The following is a 26,805-nucleotide window of genomic DNA, read 5'->3' as shown; positions in this document are numbered from 1 at the left end:
GTACCTTGAGTGTGTCATTTTAGCCTGGCCGTCCATGGCCACTGAGGATAGATTTATTATCCGCAGCTCAGGTTATTTATCTTTATGTGAAAAGTTATCTCGTAGCGTGCCAACCCAGCTTGAAAATTTATGCATCGCCGAGCTGCCTTTGCCTAGTAGCTCGTGCATTTCTGCTTCGAAATGGCTTTGTTTCTTACTACTTGGCTCTGGTAGTGGCGGTAAAATATGCGCAAAGTAGGTTTTATCAAGCAGGCGATGTAATAATCGCTCGCCAATAAAAGGCTTGCCGCTGTTGAGCGCTCTTGCTCCTTTAATAAGGTTACGAATGTCGTATTGGGTTGGGCTGATGTCGGGCACTTGTTTAGGGATATTAAGTAACTTATATACGCCAATACGTGCTGTACGAATAGAGGCCTCCATCGTGAAGATAATATCGTTGCGGGTTTCGACAAATTGACCAATCAAGCCTAAATTTGTACAACCTTCAGGAACGGCGGTAGGTCTGTCGCCAGCTGCACGAGTCATAAACTGCGCAGTGATATAAGGCATTAGCGCTGTACGTATTTTGGTATTGGCTATGATCTCGTCAAGCTGCTGTGCAATGCCCAAATGATAGCAAAGCTCCGTGATGATTTCTTCACCGCTGCATTGGGGCATTGTTTTAGCGATGCGATTACCTTGTTTATCCATTAATAAACCATAAACCCAAAGTACTAAGGTGTCATCAGGTTGATCAGGAAAATGTGGCTGGCGGTTACAGGTTACACTCAATAGCCAGTTAGAGTCTGTAAAAGTAATAATGCCACCAGTTACCGTGCGACCAGAGTAGGGATCGTTTACTGATAATGTCTTTAGCTTGTCTATAAGTGGCGATGGCTTGCAAGTGAGTGTGGCTGACTCCCACATAGATTTATCAATATCGCCATAAAATTTTTCCGGTTTCCCAAATACCGCAGATTTTTTAGCGAGGTTTTTCCATAAATTCCACCCGCTATCTTCACCAGGATCGTGTTTTTCACAATTGAGTTTGGGCACACTGTGCATATCGCCATAAGCAGTATGCTCTGTCATTGAGCCTGTGAGTGCAAAAACTAAATCGTCTGGGGCAACGTCAATATGCTGTGCTGCACCTTTTACCGTGGCATGGATCCCCGTTACGGTTTTTTTGTTACCGGTAAATGTTATATCCAGATCGTTTACACGGCTTGCAAATTGAAAAATTACACCTTTGTCTCGTAATAAATTAGCAAGCGGTTTAATAAAGGTATCGTACTGATTATACTTTGGAAAAAGTAACACAGACATGTCGGCAAAACCATCAATAGAATCCAAAAAGCGATGCAAATACAGTTTGGTTTCTAACAGACTATGACAATTTTTAAAGGCAAACATAGTGCGAAATAAAAACCAAAAATTACTTTGTAAAAAACCTTCGCTGAAATAGTCTTCAATACTGAGATCGTCAAGCTCTTCTTTGCGTTTGAGCATTAAACGGATCAACTCCCATTGCTGAGACTTATTCAGGCCGAAGTCGCTTGCATCAAGTATCTCACCGCATTTATTTATTAAACGGGCTTGCGAGTAATTGGCGTCGTTATCATTAATTAAACGGTACTCATCAAGCACAGAATAGCCTTCGGGCAGTTCTACAGCGGGAACATCTTGAAACAGATCCCACAGGGTGTCGTAATTCCAGTTCATTTCGCGGCCACCACGAATAATATAGCCGTCATCAGGGTTACCCGCGCCATCCATAGAACCGCCTTCAATATCCATTTCTTCTAAAATGGTAATATTTTCAGCGCTCATATGACCGTCACGAATAAGATAAAATGCCGCTGCTAGGCCACCAATACCGCCACCAATGATCCAAGCATTACGTTTTTCGATACCGGGTGTGGGCAGCGTTTTATGGCGTGCATAGGGGGCAATAAAATCATGAGGGGGCAAGGTATTAAGTGGTTTATTGCCCCAAAAATCAGCCGTTGCGTCAGCTTCATGTTGGAAATTACTTGCTGCGGTTGCAGAAATATTAAACTTCGCTATTGCTTTATTCGTCATTAGCCATCTCTCTTCATGAATATAGATAAGTGTCAGTAGCGTTTGCCTGTGTCCCCATAATTGCACGAGGCAAGCATGGTCATGTTGCAGTAGATCAAAGTTTTAGTTCGCGAGGTGGTTTATAAGTTAACTGCTGGAGATTTATTTATTATCCAAAATTGAGGTTAACAATGGCAACTTAACCAAGCAGCCATTGTTAAGGCGTTTATTTGTTTTATTACTCACAGCATACTAAAAAGTACCGAGGCGACTAATAATACAGCCATAAAAATATTGAATGCTCGTAGACGTTTACGATCTTTTAGCCATACTTGTAGCTGTTGTCCGACTAACGTCCATGAGCTGACACAGGGTAAATTAACTATACCGAAAACAAGGCCTACAAGTACCACTGCGCCAATTCCTTTGGATGGAGCATAAACACTCACTGCACTTAATGCCATGGTCCAGGCTTTCGGGTTAACCCATTGAAATAAAGATGCTTGTACAAAAGTAAACGGTTTAGTATCGCTATTTTTAGCACCGATAGGGGTTTTATTACTGGCAATTTTATAAGCAAGATAAAGCAAATAAGCAATACAAAGCACTTTTAATAGCTGGTAACTCCATGGAAAAAAGTCAAATAATTGCATGACACCTAAACCAACCAATACGAGCATGATCACAAAGCCAATTGTGACGCCCAGTAAATGTGGCAATGTACGTTTAAAACCAAAGTTAGCGCCTGAGTTCATTAACATCAGGTTGTTAGGACCAGGAGTGATGGAAGAAACCAGTGCAAATAATGCTAATGCTGATATCAATTCAATATTCATTTATAGTTGCTCAGTTGATAATGATTGTGCAATTATATTTTGTATGGTTCGCAATTTTTGCGCTTATTAATCTATTATAAATTTACTTTAGCAACTTATTATGAAAAAAGATCGAATTAACGACAGGATATTGCAAGAGTTAAAGCGCAGTGGTCGAATTGCCAATGCTGAACTTGCTGATTTGGTTGGTTTATCGCCATCAGCATGCTTACGCCGTGTACAAGAGTTAGAAAAAGCAGGCGTGATCAAAGGCTACCGCGCGGTGATAAATAATCAAGCATTTGGACTGGGTTTTGTCGCGTATGTTGGGGTGGGCTTAAATGAACACTCGACAAAATCGCAACGTGCGTTTGAGCAAGCGCTGGAATTTATAGATGAGGTAAAAGAGTGTCACAACGTGACAGGTTCTTTTGAATATTTATTACGCGTAGAAACCGCTGATATAAAATCCTATAAAGCATTTCACGCTGATGTTTTAGGTTCAATCCCACAAGTGCGAACGATCACTTCGCATGTAGTGATGGACTCACCAAAAGATGAGCGGGCGTAAATGCTAGCGCTAACGGTACGTTGCCACTTTATTTACCCAACAAGTAACAGTAAACATGCTACTTATTGGGTTTGATATGCGCTCAATATTGAGGTTAAAGCACCTTTAATTAAAAGTAATTATCATCGCTGATACGCAGTGCCATACAGTCGCTGTGGCCGTTTATGATCATGCTCTTATCAACGCGCACGCCAGCACCTGCGTATTTACCTGCTGCGGTAAAACTACATATTTGCACAAAGTAATCAGCTACTTTAGGAAGGGCAAATAACTGCTGGTATATTTGCTCTTGAGAGGCAAAATGACCGGTTGTTTTTTCTATTACGTGTTGTTGTTCATCAACGAGTTGAATATTTGCACCGCATCGACCAACAATCGGTTTAATAACATAGCCTGTTTGCAATAGCTCATCATTTAAATCAAATGCAGTATTGAGTAAAAACGGATGATTTGGAAATAAACTCCATAGTACTGGCAAAATTGCTTTATTACTGGGTATTAATGTCCACAGCGGCTCAAAAACCATCACATTTTTACGAAGTAATACATCGACCAAGCGTGGGGTTTTACCAGGTTGCCATTGCGGCTCAAAATCATCGCTTTGGGATTGATCTGCCTCACACTCTTGTCTTATTTGATCAAGAGCGGTTTCCCATGACCATGTTTTCCAAACGTAACTGAGTTTTTCGCCATCAGCGTCAACAATATTACCCGCTGCGTCCCAGTGTAAATCAGTCAAACCAATGATTACTTTGCACTCAAAACCAGCGGCTTCAATAGCTTCTTTCATGAACAATGCATGGTAATGTTCTTCTGGCTCATCATCTTGCAATATATGGACAAGGCCGTTTACTTCACTTTTTCGCCATGCTCTGACTAAGTCTTTAAATAAATCATGGCCGGCATCAATACCCGTTTTAACACCAAAATGTTTGCCCCACTTACCTTGTACTTTACCACTTTCCATGTAGCACGATGCTGAATCGCAGTTGTATTCATAGACTTTTAAGCCTGCGGGAGTTAATGCAAAATCAAATCGACTGGTGATCAGTTGATTTAAGCGATTATCCCATGATTGGCGAATTTTATTGAGCACCGCATCGGGTAAATTAAACTTTTTCAATAGCTCAGGATGCTGCAGTACATAGTCTGTTGCATGCATAAACAAGCCATGTAATTCATTGCTAGCATGCTCAATAGTTTGTTGAGCGGTTTTTGAAATTGTAAAATAATGATGTTGATCAGCATTAACTGAAGTCAACTTATGCCCTTGCATCATCTCTACGTAGGCGGCTTCATCGTCATTGGCAATGTTAAGCCATGACTTTGTGGCTTGCCCATAATCAGTTGCATATTGGGCTTTTATGGCAAATAGATCCGTGTTTATTTCAGGCGTTGGTTCACTAAATTCGCTGTGCTCAGTTTGTGTCATCCAGCCTAAAATAGTGGCGTCACTGTAAGAGCACTCAATCCAGTAGTCACCTTCTTTTGTGACTTTCGCTTTAAGTTCGCGACACCACTGTTGATCTTGCGGCCATAGCTGATGGGCCACGTTTTGTTCAGCAAGACGAATTTTATCCTGATGTACTTCAACCACCACCGCAACATGACCTGTTTCTTCAAATTCACCGCCTTCTTCCCATATGAGTAAACTTCCTACCACTGGGTGGTGTTTTGCACCATTACGAAATGCTTGTAACGGCAATCTGGTTTGATTGTTTATATCACGCACTGAACGTAGCTCAAAAATATCGTAAGCCATTGCAACATCATCAAAAATATAGCCATGATTGAGGTACATCCAGCGCCGCGCAAATTCAACACATTGCCATTTATAGCCCATGTAAATACCATCGAGGTAACTACGATAGGCACTACGGTTAGGATAAATTGTTTCGTCAGCTGTATCGTAATCAGACGAATAAACAGCAACATTACCAGGCGCATAGCCTAATAACTCACCAAACTGACTGACAGGAGCGCGGGATTTAATAGACAAAGTGATTCAAAATTAAGGGGGATAATTTGCAGACTATAGGAGTGAATATGCCTGATAGCAAGATAATAAATATAATCTTTCAGGCATTTTTTATGTTGCTATTAGATGCGTAAATCAACCGTTATTGCGTATGACAAAGAGCTCGTTAATTACTTAATTATCATTTAGTTGATTTACGTCTTTACTGTCCACATATTAACTAAAAATAGCCATTAAAGGGAAGTTATGCGTCATTATCCACTGTATAAAATAGACCAAGAGTGCTTACGTCGTTTAGGTAAGGGGGTTTTAAGCTCCTATAAACTTGACGCCATAAAAGGCTTAGATATTGACAAAGCAATCGCCAAAGAGTGTGAAGACTTACTTGCATTGAATGAGGATTGTAGCCCTGCGGATTTTAGTGAATTACGCCAGCGACGTAATATTAGTGCCGCTGTACCCGATGATGATTTATATGCGCAAGTTGTCGAAGCCGCTGACGGTAGCTTATTTATAGTCAACGTTTGTCGTAATGATGATGACGAGACGATGTTTGAAGTATTCAGTGAACACGCGTTATCTTTGCCATTGCTTTGCGATCTGATTCGTTACATCAGCAAGGTATTTTGCTGGTGTACGGCCAAATATATTTGCCTCTGGCCAGCCCCCGACTCCGATGCAGCCAAACAGCTTTTAAGTTTACCCGGAGCGCGAGCCGTTGACTCGTTGTTAGGGGCTGAAAACCCACTACTTGAAATTGATAAACGTCTGCATGGCAATATCACGATGCAGCCATTTTCACTCGACAAACATTGGGCTTGGTATCAACAAGAATATAGCGAATTTTTAACGGCACACCCAGAAATGAAAACCATAGTACCAATAAGTGAGCAACAAGACGTAAGTGAATCTATTGCAGATGGTTTATGCTGCATGGCGTTTTATCAAGACGAGCCGCTAGGTATGATCATGGGCGAGTCGAGTGAAGAACTAGGCTTAAATGGTTTACTGGTGAGTGATATTTTTATTGCTAAGCAGTTTAGAGGCCAAGGTTTTGCGTCACCAATGCAGCGCTTGTATTACCAACAGCATAAGCAAGATTTTGAGTTCTTTTTTGGTTATATCGATGCGACCAACAAGCCATCTTATAACAATGCTCTTAAGCAAGGGCGTAGGCTACTACGCCAAGAGTTATACTTGCCAGCTCAGCTATTTATTTGATTTTTTAGGTTGCCAGCACGCTTATAAAAGCGGTTATCATTTAAATGTTATGAACCTAATAGTGAATTCTTTTTAATTTATTGAAATAGCTTCCTGCTTTAGTCGGTCTTTGCAGGGGAGTATTGATAATAAATAATGAGATAGAAGGGCTAGTTATAATATGACTAATGATAAACGCAGTAGCAATGCAGGCTCCTCAGTCGTGCGCAAATGTTTGCTACTTGGTTCGATGGCGGCATTTGCAACTGCTACTTTGTATTTTGCCGGTGTATTTAATGGCGACACAGTGACCGCACAACGATTTGTTGATTTACAACAAGGTGATGAGCCTCACCTCGGCTTTCGTCGTGCCCATGCAAAAGGGATGTGTGTTTCAGGTCGCTTTGAATCGACTGGCGCATTAGCCAGTTATTCAACTGCAGCAATCTTTAATGAGGGCGACACCGAATTCCTAGGGCGTTTTTCAATTGCAGGTAATAATCCAACGGCACCTGATTTAAAAGCACCGGTGCGCAGTTTTGCTTTTGTTGTTAATAGCGCAACTACGCAAGAATGGCGAGTGGCGATGAATACCCCGCCTGTAATGGCAGTCGCTACGCCCGATGCATTTTTTCAGCAATTGCAGGCATTATCGCCTGATCCAATCACCAAACAGCGCGATCCTGAAAAAATTAAAGCCTTTTTTAAAGCGCACCCAGAAAGCAAAGCATTTAACGAGTGGAAAGCCGGTTACGTGCCGACAAATAGTTTTGCTACAGAGCGCTACCACAGCATAAATGCATTTTATTTACACAATGCGCACGGTGAAAAGCAAGCCGTGCGCTTCGAAGCAGTTCCTGATGATGATTACAAAGAGTTAGTTGAGCTTGATCAGACTTCTGCTGATGCCTTACAACAACAGCTTGCGGAGCAACTAAAAAACCAGCCAGTTAAATTTGATTTGATGTTTACTTTGGCACATAGCAGTGACGATGAAAATAATCCGACAATACCTTGGCCCACTACGCGCAAAACAATCAATGCTGGTACGTTAGTGATCACTGACTGGCGTCCTCAGGATGAAGGAAAGTGTGGGGCTCAAAACTTTGACCCATTAGTTTTACCCGCAGGAATGAGTGCGACAGCGGATCCTATTTTGCGCGCAAGAGGAGCGGCGTATGCTCAGTCTTATCGTCGCAGAGCCACTGAAACATTGCTTGATGGTCAATCAACAAATCAATAAGGAGCGCGTAATGTCAGTAAATAAAAGGTACTCAGCGACCAGTCAATTATTACATTGGGTTATGGCATTGCTTTTGATTTCGATGCTGTTCTTAGGCTTATCAATGGTGCAAAGCTTGGCTGTTTGGCAGCTAGAAGCCGTAGCCTTGCATAAATCATTCGGCTTTTTAGCACTTGTACTGGTAATAATAAGGCTGATAAATAAAGCACTTAGTGTCGCTCCTGAATTACCCAGTGAGTTACCTGCAATTCAGCACTTAGCGGCGTCGGTAACTCATATCGGGCTGTATGCTGCGATGATACTGATGCCGTTATCTGGCTGGTTGATGCAAAATGCCGATGGGCGCGTGGTGCAGGTGTTTGGGCTGTTTACGTTGCCTAATTTACTTGATGCAAATATTAAATACTTTGCATTTTTTCGAGAAATGCATGGCATTGTAGCTTGGTTGTTTTTAGCGATGATCTTTATGCACATCAGTGCAGCGCTATACCATGGCTTAATTAAGCAAGATGGCGTGATCAGTACCATGCTCAGAGCTAAGAAATAGGTTCCTTTGTTATTAATTCATTTCAAAAAAAGGCCAGCGATATCTGGCCTTCTTGTTTTTAGGTTACTCATATTCTCGGGCTTTTTTGGTTTTAATCACTGCAATGTAGCCATGCCAGCTGGCATAGCTTAGTAGCGGCATAATAACAATAAAACCGGTGGCGCCAGTTATAAAGCCGATAGCAACAAGGACAAAAATACAGATAGCCCATACCACCATCGCTGCAAAATTTACTCTAACAGCATGCATTGATGAGACAACCGCAGTCATGATATCAACCCGTCTTTCCATCATAATTTGCGGTGTGAAGGCTGAAATCGCAAATACAGTCACCAGTAATACACCGCCAATGATTGAACCTACGGTTAAAAATGCGGATAGCTCTTCAAATGTAGGGTTAGCATAACTTGGGTAGAGGGCATGAACCAGTGCAGCAAGGCGCATCCATATAATCATTATTATCATCAGTAAAATTGCAAACCCCCATTCACCTACGGGATTTCTGAACATGGATTTTAGCGAGTGACCTAGGGTAGGCGTGTGGCCCTTTTCAAGCTCCCACGCAACATCATAAAGCCCAACGGCAAACACGGGACCTATCAAAGCAAATGCAACTGTGGCGGGTAACACCACTAAGTGGCTTTCTGTGAGTACAACAGAATATATAATTGCCAGCGGAATAAGCGTAAAAATTAGCCCGTAAACTAGACTCAAAATGGGGGCTCTGGTCATATCTTTAAAGGCCAGTGCCAGCCAGTGAAACGCTGCAAACGTACTAACCGTGTTACATTTAATACACGCTGCAAAGGGAGTTTGTTTATCAATTGTTTGAGGTGTTGGCATATTATGATCCTAATTAAAGCGCTTCTTTAGGTTTAGAACAAAGCGCAATTATTTACAAATAATCAATATAGGAAGGACGTTATTTTTTATTTGTTCTAAGTGTTGATAGCTAGCAATAGCGTAACTCAGGTCTTTACTTAGTCGCATTTTATTAATTAAAAACTTAATAAACCAAGTTATTAGCTCTTAATTAATACTTTTAGTTATAATAATGTATAAAATATCAGCAGATTAACTTGTGATCTAAGGACATGAATTTGTTACCCGATTTTAATTAGACCTTTCGCTTAACAAGGATTTTTATATGCTAGAAAAGCTTTCTCAAGATGCCCTCGTTATTTGGGCTACGATTGATCCTATTGGTACTATGGCGCTGTTTGCGGCATTGACTTCACACCTAACAGAGCAGAAAAGACGTAAAACGGCATTTAAAACAGTGCTTTATGCGGCGTGCGTATTACTTGCGTCTATTTTAGTTGGGCAGCTTATTCTAAATGCAATGGGTATAAGGTTAGTGTCGTTTCAGTTGGGTGGTGGGATTATTTTATTTTTATTTGGCTTACAAATGATTTTTGGTAACGACTTTAATAAAGCGCAGCAAGACCCTGGACATGATATTGCCGTTTTTCCACTGGCAATACCGGCAACTGCAACTCCTGGTGCTATCTTAGCCGTGACCTTACTAACAGATAACCATATTTACCCTGTTGTTACGCAGATCGGTACCGCCTTGGTGATGTTAGCGGTATTAGGGCTGACACTTATTTTGTTATTGCTCTCAGGCAAAATAATCAAATTAATTGGTACTGGCGGAGCATCAATTTTAACCCGCGTGATGGGCATGATTTTAGCTGCATTTTCTGTTGAGCTGATCATGACTGCATTAGAAATTAAGCAATGGGTTAACTTAGACTGACCAGTATGAGTCACGGATGAACGTGCGACGTGGTTAGTTGAGTAGCGTATCAGTAAAAAGCAATCTGGCGATCCCTTTTGAATTCCACTGCCTGTTGAGTTACGCTCACGGGTCGTGCATTTAAAACTAAAATCTTAATTATTTGTCATCAATTAGCTTGTAATACTGAACAGGATTGCCAAATGTTATTTGCAGGTGCTTTAACAACGGGTATGGATGCGGCAATTGTTTTGCTTTTATCTGGCAGGAGGCAGCAAGCCGGCGGCTAACACTAAAAATTAGCCCCTTGTGAGCGTACATTGTTTACCGCGTGAACAAATTTTCTGATACCTCACTGAGCAGATGCCTAGCGGTAAAAGTGGCTTTATTCGCTTTATCAGCACCACGAGACTTATTTGCCGTTTAATGCTTGCTTTCTTTAAAGGGGGTTTGCTGCATCACTAAAGTACAGTGTTACTCGCTATTTTTAAACAGCAAAAAGCCAGTCAGTAATATGACTGGCTTTTTGCTTTAAATGGTTTTCTTTGCCGTGGTATTTAAGCTGTTTTGGCATAAACCGTCTAAAATTGCGCAGTGGGCATTCTCATCATCGCTACAATTATCAGATAACAGTTTGAGTGCTTGGCGCATTTGCTGTAGCTCATTAATTTTTTCTTCAATTTCACTCAGGTGATGCTGAGTAATAGATTTTACTTCCCTACTTGTGCGAGCTGGGTTTTGCCACAAGGTTAATAGTGATTGAATTTGGATTATTGGAAACCCAAGCTTCCTAGCTTGTCTAATAACACCTAATAATTGCAGTTGCTGATCACTATATAAACGGTAACCTGCTTCGCTGCGTTTAGTGCATTTTAATAAACCACTGGCTTCGTAATGGCGGATCATTTTGGCTGAAAGCCCAGTTAATTGTGCTGCTTCACCGATTGTGATGAGTTTCTCCATGCTTGTTACTCCTTTGGTTGCCAGCGTTGTAGTAGTAAGGCATTACTGATCACCAGCAAACTACTGGCGGCCATCGCTGCTCCTGCAAGTATAGGGTTGAGGTAACCAAGTGCAGCGAGAGGAATACCAATGACATTGAAAATAAATGCCCAAAATAAATTTTGCTTAATTTTTCGGTATGTCAGTTTAGCCATTGATAGCGCAGATGCCACTAAAGCAGGCTCACCCCGCATGAGCGTTATTGCTGCTGCACTTACTGCGACTTCGGTACCTGTGGCCATTGCGATACCCAAATCTGCTTGCGCCAACGCCGGGGCATCATTGATACCATCTCCTACCATAGCAACGAGATAACCAGCTTGCTGTGAATTACTTATATACTGTGCTTTAGATTCAGGCAGCACTTGCGCTTGGTAATCATCTAATGCCAATAGTTTGGCTGTATAATCGGCACTACTTTGGCTGTCACCGGTTAACATTGCCACTTTAATACCTTGCTGTTTTAGTTGTTTTATCGCGGCAAGCGCATGTGGTTTTAGCTGATCAGTAAAGCAAAATAACCCTAAAAAATTACTCTCTTCATTTTGCTGACTAACCAACCACGATAACGAAGCACCTGGTACATCAATTTCTATTTGTGGCAGGGTGAGTCCTAGCTCTTGCATCCAAAAACCACTGCCGAATAATAACCTTGCATTTTGGTGGTGCGCTTTTACACCTCTGCCAGCGACAACTTGAAAATCAGTAACAGCGTTTGCTTGCAAGTTGTGCTCATGCGCTTTATTTAAAACAGCTTTGGCTAGTGGGTGTTCACTGTATTGCTGTAATGATGCGGCCAACTGCAGTAAATCATCTTCATCACCAGAAAGCGTATGTATACTCACTAATTCAGGTTTCCCTACCGTGAGTGTGCCTGTTTTATCAAAAACTACCATGTTAATTGCAGTGGCTTGCTCTAAAGCACGAGCATCTTTGACTAATATACCAAATCGCGCAGCCGTGCCAGTTCCCGCCATTATTGCTGCAGGGGTCGCTAACCCGAGGGCACAAGGACAAGCGATGACAAGCACAGCAACAGCATTAAGAATACTTTGTTGCCAATTACCCGTTGCTAAACCCCAGCTTACTAAAGTAATGAGTGCGATCAACAATACTATAGGTACAAAGATAGCACTTACTTTATCTACCAATGCTTGTACAGGCGCTTTGGCGCCTTGTGCTTGCTCTACTAAACGTATTATTTTCGCAAGCGTTGATTCTGCCCCAACGCTTGTAGCGCTGATCTCTAATACTCCATCTAAATTAACTGATCCGCCAGTTACTTTATCTGCGATTGATTTAAATACTGGCATGCTTTCACCGCTTATTAAAGCTTCATCAATTTGCGATTGACCTTTAATGATAACGCCATCTACAGGGACACGTTCACTGGGTTTAATTAATAGTCGTTCATCTGTTTTGATCATCGCAGCAGCGACTTCAGTCCAGTTGTTTTCGCGCCACACGGTTGCTGTGGTTGGCCGTAAGCCCTCTAGTGCTTTTAGAGCACTTGTTGTTTGGCGTTTAGCTCTGTGCTCAAGGTATTTGCCTAAAAGTACTAAGCTGAGCACGGCGCTACTGCTTTCAAAGTAAAGGTGAGGGGAACCGTGCTGCCCAGTAAAAGTCCACCATAAGTACACTGATAGACCATATGCGGCGCTGGTACCAATGGCGACTAATAAATCCATATTACCGGAGCCAGCTTTAACAGCAGCCCAGCCCGCCCGATAAAAACGCGCGCCAAAATAAAACTGTACAGGTGTTGCGAGTAACCACTGGGTCCAAGCTGGTGGCATCCAATCTCGCTGAAAGAGCATAGCAAACATTGCTAAAATCATAGGTAACGTTAAGAGTATTGAAGCAAGAGCAGGGAACCAATCCGCTTGATAAAAAGCGTGTTTTTCCTTTTCTTTCACATCATACGATGTATCAACTAGCTGATAACCGGCATTATTTAAGGTGGTTGCAATGTCAGTTACTGATAATGGCGAAAGCAAGGTCAGATTAAGTTTTTCTGTTGCTAGATTTACGCTTGCGGTGAGTACTTGTTGCAGTTGCATCATTGCTTTTTCTACTCTCGTAACGCAAGAGGCGCAGGTCATCCCAGCAACTTGGTATTGAACATGGGTGATTGGTACTTCATAACCTGCATTTTTTACCGCATCTATTAGCGCAGTAGTTTCGGCTGCGCCTTCTACTGTTACTGTTTCTAGTGCTAAATTAACAGTTGCATTTACAACACCAGTAACCTTGCCTAAAGCCTTCTCGACTCTACCAACGCAGGAAGCGCAGCTCATCCCGGCAACACTAAATTGAATTGATTTATCCACATTAACCTCCACTGCTGTAATTTATCTTGAGTTGTAGAGATTAATCCTTCCCATGAGGGGAAGGTCAAAATAAATTATTAATTTTATTATGCGACAAAGATTGGCTTTACCTTAAAGGGAAGCTGCAAAGTTAATTAACAAAAATGGCTTTGCTAATGTTAAAGCTAACAATTGAAAAATACGATGTTAGTAGCATAGGTGCAGAATACATACATTAATAGTCTTATATTACTTATTTATGCTGAATGGCAATACTCGTATTGTTGGGATACGTTTATCAACATTGAGGTTTTAATTTCTGCATACTTCTGTTTTTTGCTGCATTTCGTAACATTTACTTGAAAAATGGCAATTATATTATTTTTTTTCGTAATTTTTTCAAAGCCAATTTATAAACGCTAATACAGTTACTTAGAGTCACTTTGCTGACGCCACTTTAGCTTGTTTACAGTTTGTCAACCTTGAATTATCCAATCTATTACTCTAACCTTTATTTTTATTGAACGATCAATTAATAAAAATCATGCCTAAAGTTGGAATGGAACCTGTCCGTCGTCAGCAGTTAATTGACGCCACAATTGAGTCGGTTGCTGAGCTTGGTTTACAAGGCACAACGATTAACAGTATTAGTAACAAGGCGGGTTTGTCGTCGGGCATTATTAGTCATTACTTTGGTGGTAAACAGGGCTTGATAGAAGCCACTGTGCGTTATTTATTAACCAACTTGAAGCGTGCATTAATTGAACGTGTAACAGCAACTACGACGCCAGAACAACGGTTGATGTTTATAGTTGAAGCGAACTTTGCACGCTTACAGCTGCAAAGTGATACCACTAAAACTTGGTTAAGCTTTTGGGCGCAATCAATGCATGACGTGCAATTACATCGTTTACAAAACGTTAATAGCCGCCGTCTTTTTAGTAATTTAACAAGTTCATTCAAAGCATTAATGAATGACGTTGATGCCAAACTTGCAGCCGAATTATGTGCAGCGATGATTGATGGGCTGTGGTTAAGAGCGGTGTTAAGTAAGTCAGACGAAGATCAATTTGAACATTGCGAGCAGTTAGCCAAAGGCTATGTAAATTCACTTATCAAACAGTATGGAGCTTAATGTGACAACGCCTGTTTATCAAAATTTTATCAACGGTCACTTTTTAAAGAATCAAAGTGGCGAAACTTTCGCAGTTAAAAATCCTGCTACAGATGAAGTAATTTACCATGTAGAAGTCGCTGATGCGTTTGTACAAAACGCAGCTATTGCAAGTGCTAAGCAAGGTTTTGCTGCGTGGTCAGCCATGACGCCTATTGCACGCAGTCGTATTTTATTAAAAGCGGTTGAGCTGTTACGTGCGCGCAATGATTTACTTGCAAAAATTGAAGTGCTCGACACCGGCAAACCATGGCAAGAAGCCGAGTGTGTTGATGTGCAAACCGGTGCTGATGTAATCGAGTATTTTGCAGGGCTAGCACCTGCGCAAGTTGGCCAACAACAAATGGTTGGCGAAGACTTTTATTACACCCGTAAAGAGCCATTAGGGATTTGCGCAGGTATTGGTGCGTGGAATTATCCACTGCAAATTGCTTGCTGGAAATCCGGCCCAGCACTGGCTGCGGGTAATGCATTTATTTTTAAGCCTTCTGAAGAAACGCCACTTGGCGCAATCAAGCTTGCCGAGATATTCACCGAAGCGGGTGTACCTGCGGGCGTGTTTAACGTGGTGCAAGGTGCAGCAGAAGTCGGCCAGTGGTTAACACAATCAGCTGATATTGATAAAGTATCGTTTACCGGCGAAGTCGGCACGGGTAAAAAAGTAGTCGCGAGTGCTGCGGGGTCATTAAAAGATGTCACCATGGAACTTGGTGGTAAATCACCACTGCTAGTATTTGATGACGCTGATATTTCACAAGCAGTCAGTGCCGCCATGCTAGGTAATTTTTATACTCAAGGTGAAATTTGCACTAACTGCACCCGTATTTATGTACATAAAAATGTTTATCAGCAATTTATTGATGAGCTGAAAACCCGCACAGAACAAAATATTATTGCCGGCGATCCCCTCGATCCTAAAGTTAACTTTGGCGCGTTAATTTCCAAAAAGCATCAAGACTTAGTGATGAGCTATATCGATAAAGGTATCAGCGAAGGGGCAACGTTATTAACGGGTGGTAAAGTACTGAGCCCAGCCTCTGCACCGAATGGCTACTTTGTTGCACCTACTGTATTTACTGATTGCACCGATGACATGACCATAGTCAAAGAAGAAATCTTTGGTCCGGTAATGAGCGTATTAACGTTTGATGACGAAGATGATGTTATCCATCGCGCTAACGATACCCACCTAGGCTTAGCCGCTGGTGTATTTACTAAAGATATTAAGCGCGCACACCGTGTTATTCATCAGTTGCAAGCGGGGATTTGTTGGATCAACAGCTATGGTAACTCACCAGCCGAAATGCCTGTGGGCGGTTATAAGCAGTCAGGTATCGGCCGTGAAAATGGCATTGAAACACTTGATCATTACACCCAAACTAAATCGATTTATGTCGGTATGACTAATATAGAGAGCCCATTTTAATGACTGCACTAACGTATGATTACATCATAGTGGGTGCAGGGTCGGCGGGCTGTGTACTGGCTAATCGTTTATCCGAAGATAGCAGCAACCGCGTTTTATTATTAGAGACTGGCGGTAGCGATAAAAGCATTTTTATTAAAATGCCTACTGCGTTGTCGATTCCGATGAATTCAGATAAATACGCCTGGCAGTTTCATAGCGAAGCAGAGCCTTTTTTAGATAACCGTAAAATGCATTGCCCGCGTGGCAAAGTGTTAGGCGGCTCATCATCTATCAATGGCATGGTATATGTACGTGGCCATGCTAAAGACTTTGATGAATGGCAACAGCATGGTGCGAACGGTTGGGATTATCAGTCGTGCTTGCCGTATTTTCAAAAAGCAGAATCATTCTATTTAGGTAAAAACGACTATCGTGGTGATAGCGGCCCTTTAGGTGTGAACAACGGTAACGAAATGGCGAACCCGCTTTATAAAGCCTTTATCAAAGCGGGCCAGCAAGCCGGTTACGCAGCGACTGACGATTTCAATGCGGGGCAGCAAGAAGGTTTTGGGCCAATGCATATGACTGTTAAAGACGGTGTGCGCAGCTCTGCAAGTCGTGAATATTTAGACCCAGTGAAGTCACGTAAAAACTTAATTATTGTTACTGGCGCGTTGGCTGAAAAGGTGTTGCTTGAAGGCAAAAAAGCCGTTGCTGTGCAGTACAAAGTTAATGGCAAGACTGTTAAAGCGAAGGCCAGTAAAGACGTTATTTTAAGTGCCGGTCCAATTGGCTCGCCGCATTTACTGCAACTTTCGGGTATTGGTGACAGCAAAATACTTAAAGCCGCGGGTATCGAGGTTAAGCACCATTTACCCGGGGTTGGGCAAAACCTGCAAGATCACTTAGAGTTTTATTTCCAGTATAAGTGTAAGCAGCCAATTACCTTAAACGGCAAGCTGGGGTTAATTTCTAAAGGCCTTATTGGCGCACGTTGGTTATTAAACCGCAGTGGCTTAGGGGCGACTAATCACTTTGAGTCATGTGCGTTTATTCGCTCAAAACCGGGTGTTGAGTGGCCTGATATTCAGTATCACTTTTTACCTGCGGCAATTCGTTATGACGGTAAAAGTGCTTTTGATGGCCATGGTTTTCAAGTCCATGTGGGTCATAACAAACCGAAAAGTCGCGGTGCGGTGACGATAAAGTCAGCGGATCCAACGGTTGCACCAAAAATCCAGTTTAACTATTTACAGCATCAAGATGATATCGAAGGGTTTCGAGCGTGTGTGCGTTTAACCCGTGAAATCATTGAGCAGAATGCGTTTGATGACTACCGTGATGGCGAAATCCAACCGGGTAAAGAAATTCAAACAGATGAGCAAATAGATGCCTTTGTGCGCCGTGCTGTTGAGAGTGCTTACCATCCGTCGTGTTCATGCAAAATGGGTGAAGATGAGCTCGCTGTAGTGAACTCAAACACTCAAGTACATGGTATTGAAGGGCTACGGGTGGTGGATTCATCAATTTTCCCAACGGTTCCTAACGGTAATTTAAATGCGCCAACCATTATGGTGGCAGAAAAAGCGGCTGATCTGATTTTAGGTAAGCCACCACTTAGTAAATCGCATGCAGCGGTTGCCATCGATTCACAATGGCAAACTGTGCAGCGTAGCTCGGAGATCTAATAAAGTCACCTGAGACATATGTTGTGTCTCGGGGCTTGCAGTGGCGCGCATCATGAGTTGTTTGTGATGCGTTAATGCGAGGCTAAAAACACGGAGAAAGAATGACGTATTATCATTTATTTTGGGGAGCAAATTATGACCATATGGCTTAGTGCTGGCATTATTTTCACTCTCTTAGCAATTACTGCAATTTTAGTAAAATGGGGCAATGTAAGGTGTGTAGGCGTTACACCGGTTAGAACATTTACCTTTATCGCAATCTTATTTACATCAGGCTTAGACGTTGGCTTGATCATGTTTCCATTGACTGAGTTTGCAGGTTATGCAGACATAAAAGCAAGCCCAGAGTATGCATTTGCCAATCCATTGGCCATTGAGTTTGGTTATTGGGGCTTTCTGATCTGGGGATTTTATTTCCTCACGTGCTTTTATTTCTGTGTAATAGAACCTAAAGTGAAATTTTTTGAAATTCCTTGGGTTAAATTAATTAATAATGTAGTTATTATAGGCACTTGTGCATTTACAGCCTTTCTATTGTTGTCTAACCTACCTTGGTATTTACCGAGTCTTGGTGATGGCGATTCGATTATTCCCTCGTTTTATTTAATTGTCTTTGTAGCTATTTGCTTTGCCGTGTATTCCAGCACCGATATTAAATACGTACGCTTTTTAAGTATCTCAACCACTTGGCTATTCATCGTATTAATTGGCTTTATGTGGGTTGGTGCGTTTATGGGCGATAACGGCGAAGTGTCTGATTTTACTAAAAACCTCGAATCAATTGGGAACTACTTTGGCAATATTAATCAGTTTGTGCTGCCATTGAACGATTACCATGAGTTTTATTTATTTTGGTGGTTTGCGTGGAGCATTATGATAGGTCAGTTTACCTCTCGTTTTGTCGGCGGCTTAAAAACCTATCAGGTATTGGGCGCTATGTTGATTTTCCCTTCAATCCCGATTGCGATTTGGTTTAGCGTGCTCTACCAATATCATGAGGCAGGCATTGCAACACAGGGAATTAAAAATATCGCCATGGTTTTTGTTGGCGTAGTGTTTGTGATCAATTCACTTGATTCACTGATCCGTTTATACACTGACAATATGAATCTCACGGTTAAGCGATTAGGCAGGTTTAACTATATTGCCTTAAATATAATCGCTCTTTCATTGTTAACTTTGTTATTTAAGCTAAACTTTTTACAAATACAATGGGTTGGGGCACTGGTAATTGGCTTGTATTTTGGTTGTACTGCGTTTATTGGATATAGCAAATTTAAAGCAGTGAGCAACATTGATAGCTCGCCAAAAGATAACAAAATTGACTATACAAAAATTGAATCAGTAAGCTAAGGAATTAACATGACAACACGAACAACATTATTTGCAGTTGCACTGCCATTCGCACTTTTTTCAGCGTCTGCATTAGCTGACTGGTCAACAACGGTAACCGGTGTATCTGATTACACTTTCAATGGTGTAAGCCAAACGCAAAACGACCCCGCTATTCAGGGCAGCCTAGATTATTCATTCGCTGACTCAGGTATGTATGCGGGTATGTGGGCATCAAATGTAGATTTTGGTGATGATACCAATATTGAATGGGATGCGTATTTTGGTCGCTATGCACAGTTAACAGAAGCCGTCAGCCTTGATTACGGTATTGCTTATTACAGCTACCATGGGCAAAGCAACTCGAGCGATGGCAACTATTTTGAAGCCTACACTAAATTTGGTTATGCAAGTGAGTTCGGGCAAACAGAGCTTAACTTTTGGTACAGCTGGGATTACTTTGGAACGGGGGCAGGGCATGTGATCTCTATGCTTGCTCACACCATTGAACTTGCACCTAATCATGCATTACGCGCCAGCTTTGATGTTTCAAACTCGCTTGATGGCGATAAGTTTGCATGGGATACCGATGGTAAATCATATAACCACTATCGCCTTGCTTATCAAACTAGTTTTGCCGGCTTTGATATTGAAGTAGCGGGCGAGAACACGAGCCTAGATATTGATACTGCCGATGAGCGTATTGTACTGTCTATAGGCCGTACTTTCTCACTATAATTACAGCTGTTTAAGCATTCAAAGCGGCCAATTAGGCCGCTTTTTTTATTCAAATTACTTCAGGTTAGGTTTGCTAAGTCGGTAATCGCCTTGTTCTAAGCCTTTAAAGTAAGCTTGATAACGACCATCTTGTTTAAACTGCTGTAAGTGTAAGTTGAATATTTCCAGAAGCTCGCTACTTTGCTCGGCATTATTAGGAAACAACAAAAAACTGTTATTGAGCAGTATTGGTTTAGGGTGGTGGGTAATCGTATCAGCAAGCTCAGGGTGTTGATTGTTAAGAGTGTGGTAACCAATATTTATTTCTTCAGCAAAAGCATCAATTCTACCTGCTGATAAACGACGAAAGTTTTGCTCTGTACTACTTACTTGCGAGAGGTCGAATATACCCTCTGCCACGGCTTTATCGAATTTTGGGCCATAGCTGTAACTTAATCCTCCACCTATTATCAGGCCACGTAGATCATTAAAGTTGTGCCATTCAAAATGATTATCTTTTTTATAAAAAAACACAAACTTTTCACTGAGTAGCGCATCGCTATAGTTGTAGTTGTTTACCCTTTCTTTGCTATGCATCCAAACCGCAGTTGCCGCATATTTGCCGTTGTAAGTGTCATGGTAGGCGCGCCCCCATGGTAAAAAGGTAAAGTGAACTTGGATCCCTGCCTCGTTAAAAATATCCTTGATAAGGTGGGCCGCAACACCTTGATAGGGTAGAGATTCACTTAAAAATGGCGGCCATTCACCCGCACTTATTGCTATGCTTTTTGTATCGAGGGTTGACTTCATTGGCACTGCCAATACGTTGCTCGTGCTGCAGAGTAACAACCAAGTAAAGCATAGTGACAATGTTACTCTAGCATTAAACATTTCGTGCTCCTCTTCAGGGGGTAGTTTCAATTGTTAACTAATTGTTGTTTGATATTACCGTAGCAAATATGTAAAAGCGAATTCTCATGTTGCAGCGTATAAATGAAGTTTTACGGTGGAGTGTGAAAGCCCTATTTAGATAATAGGGCTATTCGTTATAAGTATCTAACGGTTAAACGGTTTATCGCAGCCATTACGAGTGTATAGATACCCATCATGGTGAGTTTGCTTAAGCTGTCGCCATGATCAAACATATAAGTTGCCAAGCCCATATTTAGGCCAAAAGACAAACATAACAATACACTGAGTAAGTTTATATTTTTGCATATATTGCCAATAGCAAAACTTAGTAGTAAACCAGCAGCACAAGCTAATGAGTAACTTAAAGCATTCACTAGTAACAACTCTGTATTAGCAACAGTAAGCGCAGCGGCTGTGCTAAAACACAGTAAAGCTACGAGCGCTGCTAATTTTAACACACTGTGACTAAGTGCGATTTTTGCGCTGTAGCTAGTGTTGTAAATTGGTAGCGTAAATAACAATTCCCATGAATTTTGCTTTTGTACTTTGCTCCACAAACTTAATGTCACAATCGCGAATATACAGAGTGTTAAAACAAAAATGACCTGCTCAGTGATGTTATAAAATAGGTTCGCTACTACACCGACAAAACATAAAAGTGTAAGTAAAATAAGATACTGAGAGAGTCCAGAGCCAACAAAGTAGCTAAGAGGAAATAACCCTTTATTAATCGAGCTGCCGTAATTTGATAAAAAGCCACTAGGAATTGGCGACCAACCAGATTGCAGACCATTCCGATAATTGCTCAGCGAGTCGGGGCGCCATACATAGGCAGATGAAAAGTGATTATGCAATAACGCGATAGCAATATAAGCAATGATATTAACAGGTATTAACCAAACGGGAAGTTGCTCTATTAGCACACACACTAACGTAGCGATAAAGAAGCTGAAATAGCAAACAGAGGTAAATAAATGACTGAATGAGCGATTTAAAAACCAGATAATAAGACCAATCAGATTGGCCAGCGTGAGCGTTGCTAATAGATTGATATTACCAGCAATAATGATGCTTAAAAGAGAAATTAAGTTACTAAATACAATGAATACCTTACCTTGAAACATCACATGCTTACGATAACCAACAACTAAATTTTGCCATTCAGTAGCTTGCATGCGAATGCTTTGCCAAGCTATCGCGCTGTACATACAGATAATTGCAAACATGATCATTAACGCAAGAAGATCTTCAATACCAGTAGCTATAAGGCACAGTAAAGCCGATATAATTGCTGCGATAAAATAGCTGGCACACCCAGCATCTTTTAACCACAAACTGACCGCGCCTTGAGACCAAGCGCGTTTACTGACTTGCATCATCCATGTAACTCCACAAACAGCTGCTCTAGAGACAGTGTATTGATTGCTAAAGCATCAGCAATGGCTTCACCCGTATAGCCATAAATGATGGCGCAATTTTGCTGTCGGTTCAGTACCTTGTATGCGCTGAGATCGATAGTCGGTTCTCTAAAGCTGACTTTTCTAACCGTGTCGCGAATGACATCTAATTCGTCAAGTAACAGTAATTCGCCTTGTTTTATAAGTGCAATATGACTGGCGACACGTTCTATGTCGGAGGTGATATGCGATGAAAATAAAATTCCAGAGCCCGAATCTAATGCTAAGTCGAAAAGATCGCTCATAAATTCGCGCCGAGCGATTGGGTCTAAACTTGCCACCGGCTCATCTAAAATAAGCAGTTGCGGCCTATAAGCCATGGCCATAATAAGGGCCAAAGTTTGACGCTGGCCGATTGAGAGATCATTAATGGCATCATTGCCATTCAATTCAAAGCGCGCGAGCCACTTTGCTTCTAATTGCATATCCCAATCAGGGTAAAAACGGCGGTGTAATGCCAATGCGTTGGCAATTTTAAAACCTTCATAACCAAATGTTTGCTGAGCTACGTAACCAATTTTAGCTTTACTGCTAGCAGTTAATTGATTACTTAATTCACCGAATACCTGAACCTCGCCCTGATCTGGGCTTATTAAACCCAGCGCACTGCGTAACAAGGTCGTTTTGCCGGCACCATTTTTACCTAATAAGCCAATCACCATGCCAGGCTCAACATTGAGGTTGATGTTGTTTAATATCAGGCGTTGGTTGTACTGTTTAGAGACATTTTTATAGCTAAGAAGTGGTTGTGTCATTGTTATAATTCCCACCGTTTTTTTATTAGTTCGGTTAAAGTTGCTTGCGGCACATCGAGCTGTTTGGCTTGTTGGATAAGTTGATCGATGGCCTTAAAGAGTAAACTCTCTTGTTGGTCGGTTTGTTGCGTGGTTTTTTGTGCGACTCGTGTTGCTTGGCCGCGGCGGCGCTCTAACCACCCTTGATCGACTAATTGACCAATCGCTCTGGAAACGGTCATAGGATTAACGGCAAAGTGATCCGCTATTTTTCGCACGGACGGCAACTCTTCACCAGCAGCTATTTGACCACCCACAATCAAGCGCACAATTTGCTCATGCAATTGTTTGTAGATGGGATCGCCACTATTGGGGTTGACATTAATAAATTCTAACATTATTCTTTCTCTACTGTATTAATACATTAATACACCGATACACTAAGGTTTAAGTTATCACATTGAGTGTAAAATGCAAACAAAGGAAAGAGTGATGAAAAGTATATTAAATTGTTCTAATAGACTGATAGGTATAGTGATGATGCCTATTTTAATGGTTGCATCAACTGCGCTATACGCAGAAAATAATCAAAATAACCAAGCAAAACTGACGCCATGTTACATGGAAGGACTGGCCGATAGACTACTGTGTGGCAGCATTGCTCAACCTTTATCGGATGATCCTAATGATGGCCAGATTGATATTCATTTTGCCGTTATTCCAGCAATCAAGCCCAGCCATCCTGATCAAGCCGTGCTTGGTTTTGCCGGTGGTCCGGGGCAAGGCGCAATAGATTTAGCCGCAGTGTTTAATCATAACTTACGGTTTGCCCGCGAAACCCGCGATATCGTACTGGTTGATCAGCGTGGCACAGGTTATTCACATCAATTGCAATGTGAAAGTGATGATTTAAAAACTCAGTTTGCTTTTAATGATGTGATCGCTGACCTTCAAGCCATGGGGGCAGAAGATACGCAAAAGTGTAAAGCAAAACTCAATATTGATTTAAGCCACTTCACTACACCCGTTGCAGCAAAGGATTTTGAAGCGGTACGTAAAGCACTCGGTTACAAAGGGTTTCATTTGTTTGGGGTGTCGTATGGCACACGTATAGCGCAGGAGTACATGCGCCAATTTCCTGACTCTGTGTTAACGAGTACCTTAGATGGTGTTGTGCCAATGCAGCAAAGTCTGGCTGCTATAGGTGGCGCGGTTGATGGTTCACTGGCTGCATTATTCAATCGTTGTGCAGCTGATACTTTGTGCGCAGCGCAATACCCTAACTTAGCAAATAACTTTAACTCATTGCTTACGCAGCTTGAACAACAGCCTGTACAAGCACAGGTTAGACACCCACGTACCAATGACGTTATTGCTTTTACAATCACTAAAATGAAGTTTTACAGTGCGATACGCTTTGCGCTATACAGCCATGCACAACGCGCGATTGTGCCAATGGTTATTGAAAAAGCACTAAGTGGTGACTATTCACCGCTGGCTGGCATGATGGCGAATGTTGATTTAACGCAATCTTTAGCAATGGGCATGCATAACGCCATTGTTTGTGGTGAAGATTGGCCACGCTTAACGGCGCAAACTCGCGCCCAGTACAGTAAAACTGATATGGGCAAAGCAATGATTGCGGGGTTTGATATTGCCTGTCCAATTCTAAATGTAAAAGCCGTTGACGAGGCATTTTACTTACCGCTAAAAACCAGCACGGCAACGTTACTTCTTTCTGGTGGACGAGACCCTGCAACACCTGCAAGTTGGGCCGAGCTTGCGATGGTTGAGATGACAAATGCCACTCACTTAGTCGCACCAACAGCCACCCATGGCATTGGCTCGCAAACCTGTGCGCCGAAAATTATTGCCAAGTTTATCGACCAGCAAAGTATGCAAGACATTGATACAAGCTGTATTAATGAGCCAAATGAGAAACCGTTTTTTATGAATATTAACGGCGTAGCCGTTGCCAATAGCCATTCAACTGATGCAGCTAGCAAGGAGTAAGTGATGATTAAAGTAACCAACCTAAGTAAGAAAATTGGCGACGTTAATGCGCTAAATGGTTTAAGTTTTACTGCACAGAACGGCAAGATCACCGGCCTTCTAGGGCCTAATGGCGCAGGTAAAACCACCTGTTTGCGCACCGTGTTTGGACTGTTAAAGGCTGATAGCGGGTATGCTGAAATTGATGGCATTGATGTTGCCAAAGAACCGATGGCAGCAAAACAAAAGCTTGGACTGTTCCCGGATCCGTGTGGCTTGTATGAACGATTAACGCCAAGGGAATACATTAGCTTTTTTGCCCAACTAAGTGGCCTCAGCGCAAGTGATGCTAAGCAGGCGACGATAGAGGTAATAAATAAATTAGCGATGAACGATATTGCCGATCGCCGTTGCCAAGGTTTTTCGCAAGGACAACGGATGAAAACCGCCTTAGCCCAAGCCGTGGTTCATAACCCATCCAACATTATTTTAGATGAACCAACCCGTGGCCTCGATGTAATGAGTACCCGCATATTAAGAGAGCTGTTGCTATTACTGAAAGCGCAAGGACACTGCGTGTTATTTTCATCGCATGTTATGCAAGAAGTTGCAGCGCTATGTGATCACGTAGTGATCATGGCCAATGGTCAAGTGATTGCCCAAGGTTCAGTGGCCGAGCTGTGTGAACAAGCAGGTAAAGAGACATTAGAAGAAGCATTTGTCGCCTTGATTGGCAGCGACGAGGGGATTGCAGCATGATTAATTTATTAACAGTGTTATTTAAAAAAGAACTGATGGATGCCAGCCGTGATAAACGTTCGGTAATGGCGGGGCTTTATTATGCGATAGGTACGCCAATTGGTGTGTGCTTATTAATGAGTGTGTTGCTACAACAATTAGCATCACCTGAAACACTAAAAATTAATATTGAAAATAGCGAACGTGCCCCCGGATTGATTGCTCACCTTAATAGTCGTGATATTGTTGCCAGCACTGACGCTGACGAACGTAAAGCCATTACCTTATCTATCAGTGAAGACTATCAACAAAAGATGAGCGAAGGGCGTCCAGCAACGGTAACGCTTATTACCGATAAATCAGATGATAAGTTGCGCAAACATATCAACCAAGTTGAAAAAGCAATGGCGTTGTATAGCTCTGAAATAGCCAGCTTACGGTTAGTTTCACGTGGTGTGGATCCAAATTTGATGCGTGCAATTGCAATTGAAGTTCATGATCAAGCAACCCCTGATTCAAAAGGTGGCATGATTTTAGGATTGGTGGCATTAACACTTATTTTAGCGTTATTTTACGCGGCGATGAATTTGGCAATTGATACCAGTGCGGGTGAACGAGAGCGTAATTCGCTATCGTTATTGTTAAGTCATCCATTACATAGTTTGCATATTGTGCTTGCTAAAGTTGGCGCGATAACCACGTTTTCTATGTTAGGTTTAGTGGTGATTTTAGTTGTATCTAAGTTTTCATATGCGATGGTGCCGTGGCAGCAAATGGGCTTTAGTATTACTATTACCCCTGCGTTTATGTTGTTTAGTATCGCGATATGCCTACCTATTGCATTGATGTCGGCCAGCTCACAAGTGTTTGTATCGTTTATGGCTAAGTCGTTTAAAGAAGCGCAATCTTACGTCACTATGGTGTTATTTATCCCAATGGCGTTAAGCATGATAACCACTTACGATATTGCGACAGATGTGGTGCAGTGGTTGCCGATAGCTGCGCAACAGTTTGCATTAATGGAGTTTATTAAAGGTAATCCCATTCCTGTCCCGCAGTTACTGTTATCAACAGTGATCACCCTGGTATTATGTGCAGCCTTTAGCTTTTTAAGCGCGCGAATGCTGAAAAGTGAAAAAGTGGTGTTTGGTTTATGATTATGGATTAGCAAATTAATAGATTAGTAAAGCGACCTTGCGGTCGCTTTTGC

23 protein-coding genes are annotated in these 26,805 nt (G+C 41.9%); 13 read left to right on the top strand and 10 right to left on the bottom strand.

Annotation, left to right across the window (positions count from 1 at the left end; all coding sequences use genetic code 11):
- Nucleotides 1–72 precede the first annotated feature (72 nt).
- Nucleotides 73–2,061 (bottom strand): oleate hydratase, encoded by a 1,989-nt coding sequence (locus tag ACMVDV_RS08815; protein ID WP_416157852.1) that lies wholly within the window; start codon nucleotides 2,059–2,061, stop codon nucleotides 73–75.
- A gap of 221 nt (nucleotides 2,062–2,282) precedes the next feature.
- A complete protein-coding gene (locus tag ACMVDV_RS08810; protein WP_416157851.1) occupies nucleotides 2,283–2,876 on the bottom strand; it encodes a LysE family translocator in 594 nt (197 codons plus the stop codon).
- Nucleotides 2,877–2,976: 100 nt separating this feature from the next.
- On the opposite strand from ACMVDV_RS08810, the gene ACMVDV_RS08805 reads away from it, so the two are divergent.
- Nucleotides 2,977–3,426, top strand: a complete 450-nt coding sequence (locus tag ACMVDV_RS08805; protein ID WP_304182225.1) for an Lrp/AsnC family transcriptional regulator — start codon at nucleotides 2,977–2,979, stop codon at nucleotides 3,424–3,426.
- Between the two features lie 109 nt (nucleotides 3,427–3,535).
- On the opposite strand, the gene gss is transcribed toward ACMVDV_RS08805, so the two are convergent.
- On the bottom strand, nucleotides 3,536–5,419 hold the full coding sequence (gene gss, locus ACMVDV_RS08800; RefSeq protein ID WP_416159075.1) for a bifunctional glutathionylspermidine amidase/synthase: 1,884 nt from the start codon (nucleotides 5,417–5,419) through the stop codon (nucleotides 3,536–3,538).
- Between the two features lie 231 nt (nucleotides 5,420–5,650).
- Between gss and ACMVDV_RS08795 the strand changes: the two genes are divergently transcribed.
- The 3 genes from ACMVDV_RS08795 (at nucleotide 5,651) to ACMVDV_RS08785 (ending at nucleotide 8,394) form a co-directional block, all read left to right on the top strand.
- Complete coding sequence (locus ACMVDV_RS08795) at nucleotides 5,651–6,625, top strand: hypothetical protein (protein WP_416157850.1); 975 nt, start codon at nucleotides 5,651–5,653, stop codon at nucleotides 6,623–6,625.
- Between the two features lie 160 nt (nucleotides 6,626–6,785).
- Nucleotides 6,786–7,847 (top strand): catalase family peroxidase, encoded by a 1,062-nt coding sequence (locus tag ACMVDV_RS08790; RefSeq protein WP_416157849.1) that lies wholly within the window; start codon nucleotides 6,786–6,788, stop codon nucleotides 7,845–7,847.
- A gap of 10 nt (nucleotides 7,848–7,857) precedes the next feature.
- Nucleotides 7,858–8,394 (top strand): cytochrome b, encoded by a 537-nt coding sequence (locus ACMVDV_RS08785; RefSeq protein WP_304182228.1) that lies wholly within the window; start codon nucleotides 7,858–7,860, stop codon nucleotides 8,392–8,394.
- A 63-nt stretch (nucleotides 8,395–8,457) separates the two neighbouring features.
- On the opposite strand, the gene ACMVDV_RS08780 is transcribed toward ACMVDV_RS08785, so the two are convergent.
- Complete coding sequence (locus ACMVDV_RS08780; RefSeq protein WP_304182229.1) at nucleotides 8,458–9,237, bottom strand: DUF2189 domain-containing protein; 780 nt, start codon at nucleotides 9,235–9,237, stop codon at nucleotides 8,458–8,460.
- A 304-nt stretch (nucleotides 9,238–9,541) separates the two neighbouring features.
- Between ACMVDV_RS08780 and ACMVDV_RS08775 the strand changes: the two genes are divergently transcribed.
- The gene (locus ACMVDV_RS08775) at nucleotides 9,542–10,153 is read left to right on the top strand and encodes a MarC family protein (RefSeq protein WP_416157848.1); all 612 of its coding nucleotides are present in this window, start codon (nucleotides 9,542–9,544) and stop codon (nucleotides 10,151–10,153) included.
- A gap of 510 nt (nucleotides 10,154–10,663) precedes the next feature.
- Here the strand turns inward: ACMVDV_RS08775 and ACMVDV_RS08770 are convergent.
- Complete coding sequence (locus ACMVDV_RS08770) at nucleotides 10,664–11,095, bottom strand: MerR family DNA-binding protein (RefSeq protein ID WP_416157847.1); 432 nt, start codon at nucleotides 11,093–11,095, stop codon at nucleotides 10,664–10,666.
- Between the two features lie 5 nt (nucleotides 11,096–11,100).
- Nucleotides 11,101–13,464, bottom strand: coding sequence for a heavy metal translocating P-type ATPase (locus ACMVDV_RS08765; protein WP_416157846.1), 2,364 nt, complete (start codon nucleotides 13,462–13,464; stop codon nucleotides 11,101–11,103).
- A gap of 523 nt (nucleotides 13,465–13,987) precedes the next feature.
- On the opposite strand from ACMVDV_RS08765, the gene betI reads away from it, so the two are divergent.
- The 5 genes from betI (at nucleotide 13,988) to ACMVDV_RS08740 (ending at nucleotide 19,783) form a co-directional block, all read left to right on the top strand.
- Nucleotides 13,988–14,578 (top strand): transcriptional regulator BetI, encoded by a 591-nt coding sequence (betI, locus tag ACMVDV_RS08760; RefSeq protein WP_304182234.1) that lies wholly within the window; start codon nucleotides 13,988–13,990, stop codon nucleotides 14,576–14,578.
- A 1-nt stretch (nucleotide 14,579) separates the two neighbouring features.
- Nucleotides 14,580–16,043, top strand: coding sequence for a betaine-aldehyde dehydrogenase (gene betB, locus ACMVDV_RS08755; RefSeq protein WP_304182235.1), 1,464 nt, complete (start codon nucleotides 14,580–14,582; stop codon nucleotides 16,041–16,043).
- On the top strand, nucleotides 16,043–17,713 hold the full coding sequence (gene betA, locus ACMVDV_RS08750) for a choline dehydrogenase (protein ID WP_304182236.1): 1,671 nt from the start codon (nucleotides 16,043–16,045) through the stop codon (nucleotides 17,711–17,713). The genes betB and betA overlap by 1 nt, the downstream gene beginning before the upstream one ends.
- 135 nt (nucleotides 17,714–17,848) lie before the next feature.
- Nucleotides 17,849–19,066 (top strand): BCCT family transporter, encoded by a 1,218-nt coding sequence (locus ACMVDV_RS08745; protein WP_416157845.1) that lies wholly within the window; start codon nucleotides 17,849–17,851, stop codon nucleotides 19,064–19,066.
- Between the two features lie 9 nt (nucleotides 19,067–19,075).
- Nucleotides 19,076–19,783, top strand: coding sequence for a TorF family putative porin (locus ACMVDV_RS08740; RefSeq protein WP_416157844.1), 708 nt, complete (start codon nucleotides 19,076–19,078; stop codon nucleotides 19,781–19,783).
- A gap of 54 nt (nucleotides 19,784–19,837) precedes the next feature.
- Here ACMVDV_RS08740 and ACMVDV_RS08735 read toward each other — a convergent pair whose 3' ends face one another.
- The 4 genes from ACMVDV_RS08735 to ACMVDV_RS08720 all read right to left on the bottom strand — a co-directional run bounded on the left by ACMVDV_RS08735 (nucleotide 19,838) and on the right by ACMVDV_RS08720 (nucleotide 23,263).
- Entirely contained in the window at nucleotides 19,838–20,653 is an 816-nt protein-coding gene (locus tag ACMVDV_RS08735) for a substrate-binding periplasmic protein (RefSeq protein WP_416157843.1), read from the bottom strand.
- Nucleotides 20,654–20,808: 155 nt separating this feature from the next.
- The gene (locus ACMVDV_RS08730; protein ID WP_416157842.1) at nucleotides 20,809–22,053 is read right to left on the bottom strand and encodes a hypothetical protein; all 1,245 of its coding nucleotides are present in this window, start codon (nucleotides 22,051–22,053) and stop codon (nucleotides 20,809–20,811) included.
- Nucleotides 22,050–22,886: an ABC transporter ATP-binding protein gene (locus tag ACMVDV_RS08725; RefSeq protein WP_304182241.1), complete on the bottom strand. Its 837-nt coding sequence runs from the start codon at nucleotides 22,884–22,886 to the stop codon at nucleotides 22,050–22,052. The genes ACMVDV_RS08730 and ACMVDV_RS08725 overlap by 4 nt, the downstream gene beginning before the upstream one ends.
- A 2-nt stretch (nucleotides 22,887–22,888) precedes the next feature.
- Complete coding sequence (locus ACMVDV_RS08720) at nucleotides 22,889–23,263, bottom strand: GntR family transcriptional regulator (protein ID WP_304182242.1); 375 nt, start codon at nucleotides 23,261–23,263, stop codon at nucleotides 22,889–22,891.
- Nucleotides 23,264–23,357: 94 nt separating this feature from the next.
- On the opposite strand from ACMVDV_RS08720, the gene ACMVDV_RS08715 reads away from it, so the two are divergent.
- Genes ACMVDV_RS08715 through ACMVDV_RS08705 form a run of 3 tightly spaced genes read left to right on the top strand, consistent with a single transcriptional unit; the run spans nucleotide 23,358 to nucleotide 26,752 of the window.
- Nucleotides 23,358–24,878: an alpha/beta fold hydrolase gene (locus ACMVDV_RS08715; protein ID WP_416157841.1), complete on the top strand. Its 1,521-nt coding sequence runs from the start codon at nucleotides 23,358–23,360 to the stop codon at nucleotides 24,876–24,878.
- A gap of 3 nt (nucleotides 24,879–24,881) precedes the next feature.
- Nucleotides 24,882–25,616 carry an ATP-binding cassette domain-containing protein gene (locus tag ACMVDV_RS08710; RefSeq protein ID WP_416157840.1) on the top strand — a complete coding sequence of 245 codons (735 nt, stop codon included), beginning with the start codon at nucleotides 24,882–24,884 and terminating at the stop codon, nucleotides 25,614–25,616.
- Nucleotides 25,613–26,752 (top strand): ABC transporter permease, encoded by a 1,140-nt coding sequence (locus ACMVDV_RS08705; RefSeq protein WP_416157839.1) that lies wholly within the window; start codon nucleotides 25,613–25,615, stop codon nucleotides 26,750–26,752. Before ACMVDV_RS08710 ends, ACMVDV_RS08705 begins: the two co-directional genes overlap by 4 nt.
- Nucleotides 26,753–26,805 lie beyond the last annotated feature (53 nt).

The organism is Pseudoalteromonas sp. ASV78, assembly GCF_047806705.1.
Lineage (GTDB): Bacteria > Pseudomonadota > Gammaproteobacteria > Enterobacterales > Alteromonadaceae > Pseudoalteromonas > Pseudoalteromonas prydzensis_A.
The sequence above is the reverse complement of the archived record's forward strand: the minus strand, read 5'-3'. Positions and strand labels throughout refer to the sequence as shown.